The sequence below is a fragment of the Bacillota bacterium genome, from assembly GCA_013178045.1.
In the GTDB taxonomy this organism is placed as follows: Bacteria; Bacillota; Ch66; order Ch66; family Ch66; genus Ch66.
The window spans coordinates 43,215-58,103 of the sequence record JABLXP010000002.1 but is presented as its reverse complement, the minus strand read 5'-3'; the positions used below and the strand labels follow the sequence as shown (position 1 = coordinate 58,103).

The following is a 14,889-nucleotide window of genomic DNA, read 5'->3' as shown; positions in this document are numbered from 1 at the left end:
CCAGCCAATATCAATGAACAACACACAGCCAAAAAGCTTACGCCATTACTGCAGCCACTACCATTCTGGCCAGGGTAAGGAACAATGACGGCCAGAAAAAGAGGACTATCACCGCACCAGCAGTGATCAACAGTGGAATGACCATCAAAAGCGGCGCTTCGTTCGCCCTTATTTTGCTGAAAACTGAGGCTTGCCTGAAAGAATCCGGCTGAGTGGCCACAATACCAAGGTGGGCCGCTGTCAATATCGGTTTCGGCAGTTCCCTCACCGTCGATAGCTGATCTTGTTGCTGATTTTCGGTCGGCAGCGCTTCCTTAAAGAAAGCTGCGTAAATGATCGGCAAAAAATAACCCGCGTTAAGCAGAGAGCTGATTAGCAAAACAACTATCACTAGCAACTGTTGAGCTTCTAGTGCGCCCAAGGAAAGATACCATTTACTGATAAAACCACCCAGCGGTGGTATCCCGATCATCGAAATCGCAGCAACGGCGAACGCACCCATCGTCAAGGGCATCTTCCGACCGATGCCATCAAGTTCGCTGACATATACCTTCTTGGTCGCCACATAGATGGCCCCAGCCGCTAAAAAGAGGGTAATCTTGCCAAATGCATGCACAACGATGTGCAAAATGCTTCCGACAATAGAACTTGGCGTCAGCAAAGCCACTCCCAGGACAACATAAGCCAGTTGACTGATCGTCGAGTAGGCCAGCCTTAACTTAAGGCGGTCCTGCCTCAAAGCCACAATTGAAGCCACGATAATCGTAAAGGAAGCGAAATATGCCAATATAACTCCCAGCCCTAGGTTTTTGAGCAAATCCACCCCAAATACGTAGAGCACCACTCTAATCACCGCAAAGGCCCCGGCTTTGACTACAGCAACAGCATGCAGCAGGGCGCTGACCGGGGTAGGGGCAACCATCGCTGCTGGCAGCCATGAGTGCAGGGGCATCAGCGCTGTTTTAGCCAGGCCGGCGATGAACAGGACCAGGATAATACCAACCATTACGTTTGGAACATGGTTGACCAGAATGCCGTGGTTAGAAAATTCAAGTGAGCCCGCATAATAGTAAGTCAAGAATATTGCTGGTAGTAAAAACAAGATCGATGTCCCAAGGAGATAGGCCAGATATTTTTGAGCCCCCTCGGTAGCCTCCCTCGTTTGCTGATGGGCAACCAGCGGGTAAGTGCTGAGCGTAAGAATTTCGTAAAAGATAAACATGGTAAAAAGGTTACCCGAAAAAGCGATTCCCGTGGCCGCCAATAAAGCAACCGCAAAAAACATGTAGAATCGAGTTTGGGCATGTTCATTTAAAGAACGCATATACCCAATAGAATAAACAGAGGCGACTATCCAAAGACCGGTGGCAATTAGAGCAAAAATCATACTCAAGGCATCAACTCTGAACTTAACCTCCAGCCCTGGAACAACAGTTAACAGAAAATATTCAATTATCTTCCCCTGCAGGATTATGGGCAGCATCGAGACAACTATAGAAAATTTTAATACAGCGGCAATAAGGGTCCAAAACTCTCTTAAATTAGGTCTCTTGCTGGAAACTCCGATAAGCGCAACTGCCCCTAGAGAGACGAGTACAGCGTAGATTGGTCTTGCTGATGTCAAGACTTCCATAGTGATCACTCCATTACCTAAGTAAAATAGAGGAAGCCTGTTCCGCGATAGACAACGGCAGTGAAGGGAAGGTACCGAAAATAATGCACAGTGAAGCCAGGATAACTACCGGCCCCAACATTAATGGAGGGGCATCGTTTAGTACTGGGGAACTCTCAGCACAAATATGTATATCGCTTGCCTTGTTCTCTTCTTCCCGGGGTTGAAACCAAATAATGTCGATTAATCGCCAAAAGTAAACGATCATCAACAATGAACTGAGCAGAATTACGGGAATCACAAACCACATTCCCGCTTCCAGCGAAGCGATGGCCAAATACCACTTACTGACGAAACCGACTGTTAACGGTACACCGATCATTGACAGCGCAGCAATGGTAAATGCGACCATCGAGACAGGCATTTTCGGCCCCAGCCCTCTGAAATCTGCGATGTTGGTGATTCCCATTTTGTAAACAACCGCACCAACCGCCAAAAAGAGGCATCCTTTCATTAAGGCATGATTTAAAATATGCAAGAGCGACCCCTGTACTCCGGTCAGATTCAATAGTGCTATCCCGAGTACAATATAACCGATCTGTCCAATACTGGAGTAGGCCAACATCTTCTTGATATCTTTCTGGGCGATCGCCAGTATCGAGCCGGCCAGGATGGCCAGAATAGAGAGAAATAATAACAACTGATGAAGCTTAACTCCTGAGAAAATAAAATCTGGTTTAAAAACGGTAAACATTATCCGAATCAGGACATACGCACCAACTTTGGTTGTGGTAGCAGCCATGATAGCACTTACGGTAGAAGGAGCATAGGTATATGAGTTAGGCAACCAGTTATGCAGCGGAAAGAGAGCGATCTTGATACTTAAGCCAGTAATGAAAAAGGCAAAGGCTGTATGGACAACTTTGGACTGGTACAGTGCCGGCAATCTTGCTCCTAAATCAGCCATATTCAGTGTTCCGGTCACCATATACAGGTGACCAATTCCCAGCAGAATAAAAGTTGCCCCGATTGTCCCCATAACCAGGTAGTTAAAACTGGCCAACAAAGCCTCTCTTCTTTTACCGATAGCGATCAGGGCGTAACCAGCTAATGAAGCAATCTCCAGAAAAACATATAAGTTAAAGATATCGCCAGTAATCACAATCCCCATCAGCCCGGTAATAAACAGCAAGTAGATGGCATAAAAAAGGGGCTCCTTGCCCTCTTCGATCTCCACTGCCACGCTTTTCTTGGCATAAATGGTGACGATAAAAGCGATAAAGGCAACTATACATAGGACAAATCCATTTAAGTAATCAACAACATATTCAATCCCCCAAGGTGGCTCCCAGCCTCCCAATCGATAGCTAATTTTCCCGCTTTCTAGAACAGCCTGCATAAGAAGCCAGGAAAGCACGCAACAAACTAGGCTGGTGATTGCCGTCAGGTACCAACTCAAGATATAATTGAATCTACCTGCGATTGGAACAATCAGAGCGGATAATAGGGGGATAACAATAACCAGTATTGGGAGATCCGTAATAATCATTTATATTTATTCATCTCCTGTATCTCAAGTATTTCATCTTCTTCAACTGTTCCAAACGCTCTTTTGATCATGATAATGATCGCCAGGGCGACCGCGGTTGTACTCACAGACACGACAATGCCGGTAAGCATCAAGGTATGCGGCAACGGGTTATCATAGATTTGGGCCCCCGCCCATAATATCGGTGCTGTCCCCCCTTCCACTTTAGCCATGGAAACATAAAAAAGAAATACCGACGTTTGAAAGATGTTCAAACCGATTATCTTCTTGACCAGATTCGATTTAGCCACGACAGCATAGAATCCGATCATCATCAACAATATTGATATCCAGTAGTGATATTTCGCAAAAATAAACTCCATCATTTTTCATCTCGCCTTGCTATTTCAATAAATAATGTAGTCATCACAGACGCGACAGCGATCCCGACTCCGATCTCGATTCCCAGAATGCCTAAGTGACTAGCGGTTTGTGGCGTGCCAAGTGGAAGCACATCATATTCGAGATAATTTCCTCCCACCAGCAAACACAATAAGCCAATCCCAGCATAGATCAAAACCCCCATCGAGCTTAACAGGTCACTGGTTTTTTCCGCAATTCTTCTCCTGCCGGCCTCAAGTCCGAAGACAAGCATATAAAGAATCAAACTGGAACCCAGAATGACCCCGCCCTGAAACCCACCGCCTGGCGAACTTTCACCATGAGCGATAACATAAAGAGCGAAAAGCTGGATAAATGGGATCAATATTTTCGCAATTGTTTTGGCTATAACCTGGTCTTGCATAGCACCTCACGCCTTTTCTTTTTTATTCTTCGTTCGCCTTAGAAGCATGATTACACAGATTCCTGCGGTGAATATAACTGTCGTTTCACCAAGGGTATCGTAGCCTCTATAAGCAGCCAGGATAGCGGAAACAAAATTTGGCACACCTGCTTCGTCAAGAGAGTGCTCAATATACCTGGGGGCAACATGAACATGGGGTGGGGCCAACGGATCCCCAAATGCTGGCATATCCACTGTTCCATAAATCAACACCAAGGTCACCAGCACAACTACCAGTATAGATGGCAAGGAACTCAGAAAAGTACGTTGGCGATTTTTTTCTAACCGGCCAATTCGGCTTATGGCAGCGATCATAAGCACTGTGGTGATACCAGCACCCACCGATGCTTCTGTAAAAGCCACGTCAACCGCATTCAAACGTGTCCAGACCACTGCCATTAACAAACTGTATACTGATAAAAGCATAATCGCACTCAATAAATCTTTGGTCTGCACCGTAGCAATAGCACAAACCACCAAAAAAGCCAGTAGTATTAAATCCAACATAACTGAATCATCCATTCCCCATAATTTATTATTGACCCATTCCAGGGGGCAGCAGCTAAGTCCTTTTCCACGGTTTGACACCGGCAAGATAAGCAGCTCTGACAATGAAATGGGTCGCCGTTGGGTTAGCTACGTACATAAACACCATGATGATTAAAAGCTTAATACTGTTCAGCGAAAATCCATTGTAGACCATGAGACCGAGCAAAATAAACATCTGTCCCAACGTATCGCATTTACCGGCCGGGTGAATCCGTGAATAAAAATCAGGAAACCTGACTACCCCCAATGACGCAACCACAATTAGAAAACAGCCTATGCCCAACAATACGCCCGTAACGATTGTTTTTATCTCCATCTATTTGCCACCCTCTTTTTGCTCATCAAGTCCTCCTGTTTGGATATACTTTAAAAAAGCCAGCGAGGCAATAAAATTAATCATCGCATAGGCAAGCGCAATATCTAAGAAATGAGGGCGGTTATAGATAAACCCAATCAGAGCAAGCAGTATAATCGTTTTTGTTCCGATCATGTTTGCCCCCAGGATACGGTCAAAAACCAGTGGGCCGACAATAACCCGGTAGAGTACAAGTACAGCTGCCAGGATGATCACGATACCGGCCAATTCAAACATCTTTTCCCTCAACCTCCTTCACTCTGGCCTGCATTTCACCAGATATGAGACTTTCAGCAGCACTTTTAGTAATAGCGTGCACGATAAACTCATCCTTACTAGCCACAATGGTCACAGTGCCAGGGGTAAGCGTAATCGAGTTAGCCAGAGAGATAATCCCAAAGTCTGTCTTTAAATCTGGATTAAATGTTATTATTTCGGGTTCAATCGGCATTTTGGGGTGCAGCGTAAGATAGACCAGTTCAATATTGGCCAACACAATCTGCCAGAGCAACCAGGGCAAATATTTCAAAAAACGCCAAGTTTTTTCCAGAAAAACTCTGAAATCGAATCTATCTATTAGTAAATCATGCGACCAGTACGCTACCAATAAACTCGAGATTACTCCCAGTAATAACAGCAACAAATCAAACTCCCCGGAAAGAAGTATCCAAAAGGAAAACATGAGGATTGCCGTCAGCCAGAAGCTCATATCCTATCCCCCAATTTATTATCTTAAATAATGTATAAACCATCCCTTATCACTATGTAGCCATTTTTGCTCTGCAGTATTAATTAAGAATAGGATTTGCAATAATCAAGGCTACGATTAGTATTAAAAAGAGATGGCATATCTATTGGGCATATCTTTTCAGTTGGCGTTAACTCTCGATAAATAATTAAAAATGTATACTTAGAGATATGAGAATAATATTGTAGATTTTATGCAGTAAAGCCAAGTAAATGGCTCAATAATTATTTTATAACACAGCATTAAAATCTGTCAAGATAACTAGAAAAATGCCATAATATTTAAAAATAAGTGGACACATACACTTAATTAATACAAGATCTTGGCTCGGAGGTATTTTGAATAATTATACACTAGAGTATCTTTTTCTGTCTATCAACTAATTTAACAACCAAATAGTTACTGTATTTAGAAGTTGATTTTGTGAGAAAATGTGGCCACTTATAGGCCTCATTTTCTCACAAACCACTCATGTTTAGAAAAGCACACCCAGTAATGAAAATACCTTTGTATTTTCTTGTTAAATTTGCCTGCTTTGACATAACATAAAATTGGTGAATATACATTCTGCCGTGGTATTTTAAATGTCCATAGTATGCTTGCTCACCCAATTACACACTGGCATGCTGATCTGCCCAGATCGGAGCCGATTCTACATCACCCTTGAAGAAATTCCGACCGTAGAAGAGAAGACAGAGCACAATTCCAGCGGCAAATCCATAGGCTGCCCCTTTGGCCAGCAAGACGCCCCCCACAATACCAGCAATTCCCAGATCTCTTAGGCTCCGGGCCTCTCTAACCCCGACATAGACCGAGACAAAGCCCTGGATCAACATGGTCGAGGCCATGGCCACCGCCAAAATCGGCTTAACAATACTGACAATGGGCAGAAGGAAGTACCCAGTCAAAGTCCCAAAGCGGAAGGAGCCAACTCCGCCGAGGATGCTGTCCATCGACTCGCGGCCTTTTTTCCACCGCTCGTAGGTCACGACCGTCATAGCTGCCCAGATTGGCCCACACATCGAAATATCCGGACCAAAAATACTCATGACACTGTTTCTGATTCCCACGATCAGATGGGTTCGGTTGGGGTTGTAATCAACCGGTTCATCAGGCCGCTCCTGCTGGGCGTCCCGGATAATCGCCTGACATTGCACAGCATCACCAAATATAACGATGTAGGCTGCTAACACCATCGGGAGCGATTTAAGGTACATGTCCCAGCTTGGCCACCCCAGCGTGCCCCAAGGTACCCAGTCTGTCCACAACCGACCAAAGTCTGGCTGAGAAAAGCCCCACTGAATCTGTGGCCACGGCCCTTCACCCACGAGCGGCGCGACAATGACCGCTAATAGTATCGCTGGTAGGATTCCCAGATTAGACAACGTTTTCGCGATCGGGTTACGCTCGGCCAATTGCTTGAACTTTGACGAATACATCATGTAGAAGGCAAAACCGATACAAATCGTGATGGTCAGCGGGAACATATCAAACCGGCCACCTTTTTGGAAGATGAGGTTGATCGCCCCTACGCCCGCGCCCAGGATAACCCCTGCCTTGATAGCACGTGGAATCGATGAAATGACCTTGTTCGCCAGGCCGGTAATCCCCAGAAAGAGACACCAGATCCCCAAGGTCAACTCAAAGGCGATCAGAGCATGCATCCGGGCCGGTCCAGCGGGAAACGTGCCCACGTAAGCGATTAGCAACGGGATCGCCGGTGTAACCCAGCCAGGTACGACCGGGTCACCCAACCAGGCATGAAAGCAGTACAGAATACCGTTCAAAACCACAATCGCCAGGGCAACCTCAAATGGCATGCCAAGCGAATCCTGGAGCACGGGAATAATGGATAAACACACCGCGCACATATCCAGACCCTGAATAAAATCTGGCCATTCCCACCGGTAGTGGATCCCTGGTAGCCGCATCTTAAACGGTCCGACCGGCCAGTAGGGAGATTCAACACCATTAGGTCTTCTTTTAACCCAGTCCATTCATTTACCCTCCATTTTAGTTTAAATCAGTTTAAAATTAATAATACGAACCTTATGGTTAATGAACAAAGGTGGAAAAAGTAGGCCCTTTCTTTAACTCCTGTTCCAAGTCACCCCCTTTTTTGTAGCATATTTACAGGCAACGTGGAGATAATTATACCCGCCGCATCCCTTTCCTCAGTTCTTCGCGAAAGTCAGGATGGGCAATACTAATTAATGCTTCCGCCCTTTCGCGCAGGGTCTTGCCTCGTAAGTCCGCTACTCCGTACTCCGTCACCACATAATGCACATCATTCCGGGACGTCGTCACAGCGGCCCCGGCATCCAGTTGTGTGACAATACGCGACACCTTACCGCCGGCTGCTGTCGACGGCAGAGCAATGATCGATTTGCCCCCCTTCGAACGGGCTGCCCCACGGACAAAGTCTATTTGTCCACCCACGCCGCTGTACTGCCGTGGACCGATGGTGTCAGCACAGACCTGCCCCATCAGGTCAACCTGCAGCGCGGAATTAATTGCTACCATTTTGTCGTTCTGGCTGATGACAAAAGGGTCGTTCACATAATCAACCGGGTACATGGCCACCATCGGATTCTGGTGAACAAAATCATAAAGTTTGCGGGTCCCCATCAGAAAAGTCACCACTGCCTTGCCCGGGTGCAGGGTTTTCTTGCGGCAATTGACGACCCCGGCCTCGATCAATTCAACCACGCCATCCGAAAACATCTCCGAATGGATCCCCAGGTCGTGCTTATCTTTCAAAAACATTAAAACTGCATCCGGGATCCCGCCGATGCCAAGCTGCAGGGTTGACCCATCTTCAACCAGGCCGGCGATATGGCGGCCGATCGCTTCTTCAACCGGTCCAATGTTTGGGCGGGGCAATTCAATCAAGGGTTGTTCGGAAGGCACAAAATAGTCAATCTCTGTGACGTGGACAAAGGAATCGCCCAGGGTTCGCGGCATATTCGGGTTTACTTCCGCCAGCACCGTCGCCGCGCAGTCCACCAGTGGTTTAGTGTAGTCAACTGATACCCCCAGGCTGCAGAAACCAAATTTGTCTGGCGGCGAAACCTGGATCATCGCCACGTCAACTGGGAGAACCTTTTCTCTGAACAGCCGAGGCACCTCAGAAAAGAAGCAAGGAGTATAATCACCTCGCCCTTCGTTTATGGCTGCCCGGGTCGATCCACCCACAAAGAGGGAGTTATGACGAAAGTGTCTTTCCATACCAGGAGCACAGTAAAGAGCTTGCCCCATCGCCACCATATGCACAATTTCCACATCCTGGAGCTCTATTGCCCGTTCTACCAGGGCCGTTGGCAGCAACTGTGGCTCACCACAGGCATGGCCCAACACGATCCGGTCACCTGACTGCACTACTTTGACCGCTTCAGCTGCTGTCACGAGACGTTGTTGATAATATTCCTGCCAATTCATGCGAAGCCTCCTCTTTCTGGTATGTCATTTGTAATATTTTGCTCGCGATCACGCTGGCCACCTGGTCTACAGGTACAGGGAACAAATCAACCATGGGTCCGCTTACCAGGATCCAGCGCCGCGCCAACTTCCTGGTCTCCAGGCGGTCAGCGCAGGCCACCGGACAGCCACACACTAAGATGGCGGCCTCCCATTCCCGCTGCGGCGGGCCGTTGACCAAGCGGTAATTTTCGGGCAACCGTTGCCCCACTTCTTGCACTATTTTGGCCCGGTTAATCTGAGGATTGCAGCCACCACAGTATTTGACACCGATCTGCTTCATGCTTCCCAGACCTGCCCCTTGCGTAGAATCTTCAGGGCATCTTGAATCAAATCATCACTGACAGTCTGCACCACCGTCACTACCCGGGTTACCCCCGGCACCTTTTCCATCAGGACTGTTTCAACCAGATTTTCCAGCGTAAACTGGGAGGCCGGGCAGTTGCTGCATCTTCCCATCAGTCTGACTTTAACCGTACCATCGGTGGCTACCTCAATCAGCTCGATATCGCCACCATCAGCCTGCAACCAGGGCCGAATCTGACTGGTAATCACTTCATCGACCAGACAACGCACCGTACTCCCCCTCCACATCAGTTATTCTTGAACCCCAGCCAGCTCTTTCGCCAGCTTTTTCTTGTGCTCGAGGTTACCCTGACGGGCAATCATAATTCGCTGAGCTTGCGGCGAGCCAGCGCCGTGCATTGATTCTGTCAAATAACCCACAGCAGCACTGCCCATGGTTAAATTTTCAATCAGCCGCATGATCCGCATTCTATTTTCCGTAGGTACATTGGCCACACCGCGCAGGTATTTGTCTACATACTTGCCAATCTCAGGGTGATGGAGATCGCGTTCAGATGGCATGGTACCAATAATTCCACCGGCGATATCCTGCGCCAGGCGGGCGATCTCAAACGGGAACCGGGTCACGTTCTGTTTGCAGACATTGGCTAACAGTAGGTCAATCAGGTAGTTTCCCGATGCTGTTTTTCTACCTTCAGCTGAGCAAGCAATACCACAGGCATACAGGGTTTCGTTCAAGTGGATCATTTCAATCAATTTATCCTTGATGTGGGAAGCTTTCGCCGCTCCATTATAGTCAGCCGCCACAGCAGTCGCCCCGATTAAAACATCGCCGACCCCGACTTTACAACCCCCGTAACTCTGCCGGTGGTACCCCGCGAATCGTTCAACCAGCATGCCGGAGAATTGCCATTCTCCGCACATAAAAACCCGTTCCCAGGGAACAAAAACGTGGTCAAAGATCGTCAACACTTCCTGACCGCCAAATTTAGCATTACCCACGTCAATGCTCCCGTTCTCGAGCTTGCGGGTATCACACGACTGACGTCCATAGATGTAAATGATCCCTTCCGCATCTGTCGGGACAGCAAAGGCCACTGCATATGCTTTATCTTGCTCGGTCATGGAAATTGTGGGCATCACCAGAATCTCGTGCGAGTTAACCATGCCGGTTTGGTGGGCCTTGGCACCACAAACCACGATACCATCTTCCCGCTTTTCCACCACCCGCAAGTACAAATCGGGATCAGCCTGTTCGCTGGGGCTCAACCCCCGGTCACCCTTCGGGTCAGTCATCGCCCCATCAACCACCAGGTCGTTTTCCTGCACGTACCGTAAAAACTCTCTGAAATGTTCATGGTACTTCGTCCCCAGCTTCTGGTCCATCTCGTAAGTGGTGCTGTATACCGCGTTAAACGCATCCATCCCCACACAGCGCTGGAAGCACGCCCCAGTTTTCTGTCCCAGCAACCGCTGCATCTTAACTTTTTTGATCAGATCATCAGTGCTCTGGTGCAGATGATTAAACCGATTAATCTTCTCACCAGTCAAACTGGAAGTGCAGGTCATCAGGTCCTCATACTCGGGGTCGAAGGCCAGTTCATAGGTCATCGCCACAGAATTAATTGACGGACGAATAATCGGATGGTCAACCGGGTTCTCAACCAATTCTCCCATGACATAAATTTTCCGTTTTAGCTGCCGCAGACTATTCAGATACTGTTCCGGGGTTTTTAAAGCCATGGAAAATCCCTCCTCAATTTTTTACTTTCTGGTACCAGATCATTGCCAGGGTTACAGTAGTTCCATGCAAAGGGATCAATGTTCGAGCGCTCCCTAAGAATTAGTAAGCAATAATCGTGCCAATCGATATGACGTTTCTGGCCAGTCAACAAAAGTTAGTCTATCATTCCATCCATTATCGCCCTTCTCGCTGTAATTTGCCTCAACACAAATTGACGGGAAAGGAAGAATCCTTTCCCGTCGTTAGACGCTTTTGGCTTGGCCAAACATACAGTGATGCCTGAATTCATCAATCCGGATAGCAATTTCCCGTCGCGGTATCCCCTAAACTACCAGCACTCAACTCACCAACTCCGATGCTGCATTACATCGCCCCTGGCAACTGTGCATCACTTAACTTAAAACCATATTTATTGATCTTCCGGACAATCGTCGACTGATTAACTCCCAGGACGGCCGCCATCTTGCGGCTGGTTTTGTGTTTCTTCAACGCATTTTGAATAATCTGTTTTTCTACTTCCTCAATCGCGTCGTTGAGGGGCATCACGCCCTTGACACTGATGCGGGCATCATTTTTACTGGTCTCGCTACCCAGATATTTCGGCAGGTGTTCCACGCCAAGCAGGTCATCTGTCGTGGTTACCACCATCCGTTCGACCACGTTTTTCAGTTCACGGATGTTGCCAGGCCAATCATAAAGCATCAGGCGCTCCAACACCTCATAGGACAGCTTTTTTTGCAGTCCGTAGTGCGAGTTGAACTGGTTGAGAAAATGGAGGGCCAGCGAGGGAATATCCTCTTTTCTCTCCCGCAACGGCGGAATGACAATCGGCACGACATTGAGCCGGTAATACAGGTCTTCGCGGAACAAGCCGCGCTTTACCATGTCCTCTAAATCGCGATTGGTAGCTACAACAATGCGGACATCAACAGGAATGGGTTTCCCGCCACCAACCCGCATGATCTCCCGCTCAGCCAGGACACGCAGCAGTTTGACCTGAAGATTAAGCGATAATTCCCCGATTTCATCTAAAAACAGCGTCCCGCGGTTGGCCAGCTCAAAGAGCCCCGCTTTTCCTTCTTTCTTCGCCCCGGTGAAGGCACCCCCCTCATACCCGAACAACTCTGATTCGAGGAGTTGCTCGGGTATGGCACCGCAATTCACTTTGATAAATGGACCGTTCTTACGGCGGCTGTTCTTGTGGATAATCTTCGCGACCACTTCTTTACCGACCCCTGATTCGCCCAGGATCAAGATCGTGGCGTCCACCGTGCTGACGCGCGTCGCCAGTTGCACTACCTCTTTCATCGGCTCACTTACCGCCACTGCATCGCACTGTGAATTAATCGCGCTGCGGAGCTGTTTCAGTTCCAAGTGGTACCATTTTTCCATTTCCTGCGCCTGTTCGAGCTGACGCCGCAGTTCGTTCAACTCCGTAATGTCGCGGACATTGGTAACCACTCGAAAGATTTTACCATTCTGGTCAAAAATCGGATTGCCAGTAACCAGCACACTCTTACCGGTAATCACCTTCTGGGTAATTGTGACTGGCTTCTTCTCCTCCAGCACCAGCAGAGAAACCGACTGAGAATACACTCCCGCGTCAACTAATTCGCGCATGGTTTTCCCGAGCACTTCTTCCCTTTTGACCCCGGTTAAGCGCTCATACGCCCGGTTGACCCGCAACGTCTTCCCGCGACCATCCGTGACGTAGATCCCGTCAAAAGATGACTCAATAATCGCTTCCAGTTCGTGGCTCAGTTCCTTAGTCGCCGCCAGTTCCTTCGAAATGCTCTCCAAATCAGACATGTCCTGAAGGACCGCCACTGCCCCGATAATCTCTCCGTCCACGATAATCGGGGTACGATTGCTGAGCAATTTCCGGTCATGGTAAATCAGTTTCTGGCTGTACTGGGCTTTCTCCGTCTGCAACTGCTCATAAATCCCGGTGTTGGGGAAAATCTGATCGATTCGCAGTCCGATCGCCTCTTCGGCCTTCACCCCGGTAAGCCGTTCGGCCGCCAGATTGAAAATTTCGATCACGCCTTCCTTATTTACGGCGATAATGGCGTTATACGTCGAATTGAGAATTGTGTTCAGTTTGGTCAGGGTGTCCTTGTTTTCGGCCTCAAAAGCCCGCAAGAGGTCAGACACGGTTAAAATGCCCACCAGTTTTCCCTGTTCATCCACTACCGGCAACCGGCCAAAATTAGCTTGTGCCGCCTCTTCGCAAGTAACTTCAGGAGAAATAGTCACCACATTTTGGGTCATGACCTCTCTGACCAAAGTCTGCTGCAGGTCAATACCACTGGCAACCGCGCGCAGGACATGGCTCTTGGTAAAAATCCCTTTTATACACCCGTCTTCTATTACCGGCGCTCCATCAATGCTGTGTTCGCTCAGGATACGCGCTGCCTCTCGGATGTTCATTCGAGTGTCCAGGGTGATCGGATCACGGGTCATTACGTCCTTCACCTTCAACGAAAATCCCTCCTTGTGGATTAACCAGTGTATAGCTCTCAGGCTATCTGGTCTTAACTGCAGGAAGCGCCCCGGCCAACCGCAGGCTCCTAAAAAACAAGAATCGATCAAGACCAATGGTAATTCCCGCTTTTTTATAATAAATGCAAAATTCACGCCAGCTTTTTCCACCAAAAAATTTTTGGTGGTAATCATACTGTTAACGCGGATCCAAATACAATTAGGACAAAATAACTGATGCATTTCTACATCGGTCTGCCCAGGGATATCATGTCAGGTATAATCTTCTTCATCCCCACTCCCTAATCGCGCTAATCGCGATGTTGTTGCGCATCGATTGATGCTATTTATCATCGTTACCAATAATAATTTTCGTCTTTGACGACACAAACCCTTTTGGTAAATTTTAATATTTCTGCATTTATCTTCTATTTAAGAGCGCGTGCGCATTATCTACCGTGGCATCAAGCAACCCTGCCCAATCAGCACCACCGACTCCCTCGTTAACCAGTGACAGGTGGAGCAAATATTCAATGTTGCCTTCTGGGCCCGTGATAGGTGAAAACGACAGTCCACACACCCTGAACCCGAGCCGCTGGGCAGTCCTGGCCACTTGCTCGATCACTTCGCGGTGGACAGCGGGATCGCGGACAACTCCCTTCTTCCCCACCTTTTCCCGACCAGCCTCAAACTGAGGCTTGATTAAGGCGATTACTTGTCCGTGCGGGGCGAGCAATTCGCGGACTGCTGGCAGAACCTTGTCCAGGGAAATAAAGGAAACATCGATGGTGGCTACGTCACCTGGCTCATCCAGCACCACAGGTGAAAGATGCCGGATGTTGGTCCGTTCCAGGCAGACCACCCGGGGATCCTGACGCAGCTTCCAGGCTAACTGCCCGTATCCGACATCAATCGCATACACTTTGCGGGCACCGTGCTGCAGGGCACAGTCTGTAAACCCGCCGGTGGAAGCCCCGATATCCAGCACCACCCGATCCTGCAAGTCAATTTTAAATGCCTCCAGGGCCTTAGCCAGCTTCAAGCCGCCCCGGCTGACGTAGGGAATGTCTTCCCCCAGCACGCGGATCTCCGCATCCAATGTCACCTGAGTTCCCGGCTTCTCGATCTTTTGACCAGCGACAAAGACCAGGCCAGCCATGATGGCCGACCTGGCCCGTTCTCGACTGGGAAAAAGGCCTTGCCGAACAAGTAAGATATCTAGCCGCTCTTTGGTCTTATTCATGA

Annotated in this window: 13 protein-coding genes and 1 pseudogene; all 14 read right to left on the bottom strand. The window is 48.3% G+C overall.

What is annotated here, in order from left to right:
* Positions 1-37 precede the first annotated feature (37 nt).
* The gene (locus HPY81_02025) at positions 38-1,633 is read right to left on the bottom strand and encodes a monovalent cation/H+ antiporter subunit D family protein (protein NPV26237.1); all 1,596 of its coding nucleotides are present in this window, start codon (positions 1,631-1,633) and stop codon (positions 38-40) included.
* 13 nt (positions 1,634-1,646) lie between these two features.
* A complete protein-coding gene (locus HPY81_02020; GenBank protein ID NPV26236.1) occupies positions 1,647-3,011 on the bottom strand; it encodes a monovalent cation/H+ antiporter subunit D family protein in 1,365 nt (454 codons plus the stop codon).
* A gap of 146 nt (positions 3,012-3,157) precedes the next feature.
* A complete protein-coding gene (locus tag HPY81_02015) occupies positions 3,158-3,526 on the bottom strand; it encodes a cation:proton antiporter subunit C (GenBank protein ID NPV26235.1) in 369 nt (122 codons plus the stop codon).
* Positions 3,523-4,506 (bottom strand): annotated as a pseudogene (locus tag HPY81_02010) (DUF4040 domain-containing protein). Before HPY81_02010 ends, HPY81_02015 begins: the two are co-directional and overlap by 4 nt.
* 40 nt (positions 4,507-4,546) lie before the next feature.
* Positions 4,547-4,849 carry a monovalent cation/H(+) antiporter subunit G gene (locus HPY81_02005; GenBank protein NPV26234.1) on the bottom strand — a complete coding sequence of 101 codons (303 nt, stop codon included), beginning with the start codon at positions 4,847-4,849 and terminating at the stop codon, positions 4,547-4,549.
* A complete protein-coding gene (locus HPY81_02000; GenBank protein ID NPV26233.1) occupies positions 4,850-5,125 on the bottom strand; it encodes a cation:proton antiporter in 276 nt (91 codons plus the stop codon).
* Positions 5,118-5,597, bottom strand: a complete 480-nt coding sequence (locus HPY81_01995; GenBank protein NPV26232.1) for a Na+/H+ antiporter subunit E — start codon at positions 5,595-5,597, stop codon at positions 5,118-5,120. Before HPY81_01995 ends, HPY81_02000 begins: the two co-directional genes overlap by 8 nt.
* 650 nt (positions 5,598-6,247) lie before the next feature.
* Entirely contained in the window at positions 6,248-7,633 is a 1,386-nt protein-coding gene (locus HPY81_01990; GenBank protein NPV26231.1) for a hypothetical protein, read from the bottom strand.
* Between the two features lie 154 nt (positions 7,634-7,787).
* On the bottom strand, positions 7,788-9,074 hold the full coding sequence (locus tag HPY81_01985; protein NPV26230.1) for an acetyl-CoA hydrolase/transferase family protein: 1,287 nt from the start codon (positions 9,072-9,074) through the stop codon (positions 7,788-7,790).
* On the bottom strand, positions 9,028-9,396 hold the full coding sequence (locus HPY81_01980) for a hypothetical protein (protein NPV26229.1): 369 nt from the start codon (positions 9,394-9,396) through the stop codon (positions 9,028-9,030). Before HPY81_01980 ends, HPY81_01985 begins: the two co-directional genes overlap by 47 nt.
* Positions 9,393-9,680 carry a NifU family protein gene (locus tag HPY81_01975; protein ID NPV26228.1) on the bottom strand — a complete coding sequence of 96 codons (288 nt, stop codon included), beginning with the start codon at positions 9,678-9,680 and terminating at the stop codon, positions 9,393-9,395. The genes HPY81_01980 and HPY81_01975 overlap by 4 nt, the downstream gene beginning before the upstream one ends.
* Before the next feature lie 30 nt (positions 9,681-9,710).
* Positions 9,711-11,162, bottom strand: coding sequence for a 4-hydroxybutyryl-CoA dehydratase (locus HPY81_01970; GenBank protein ID NPV26227.1), 1,452 nt, complete (start codon positions 11,160-11,162; stop codon positions 9,711-9,713).
* A 364-nt stretch (positions 11,163-11,526) separates the two neighbouring features.
* Entirely contained in the window at positions 11,527-13,644 is a 2,118-nt protein-coding gene (locus HPY81_01965; protein ID NPV26226.1) for a sigma 54-interacting transcriptional regulator, read from the bottom strand.
* 421 nt (positions 13,645-14,065) lie between these two features.
* Positions 14,066-14,887, bottom strand: coding sequence for a TlyA family RNA methyltransferase (locus HPY81_01960; GenBank protein ID NPV26225.1), 822 nt, complete (start codon positions 14,885-14,887; stop codon positions 14,066-14,068).
* Positions 14,888-14,889: the final 2 nt, after the last annotated feature.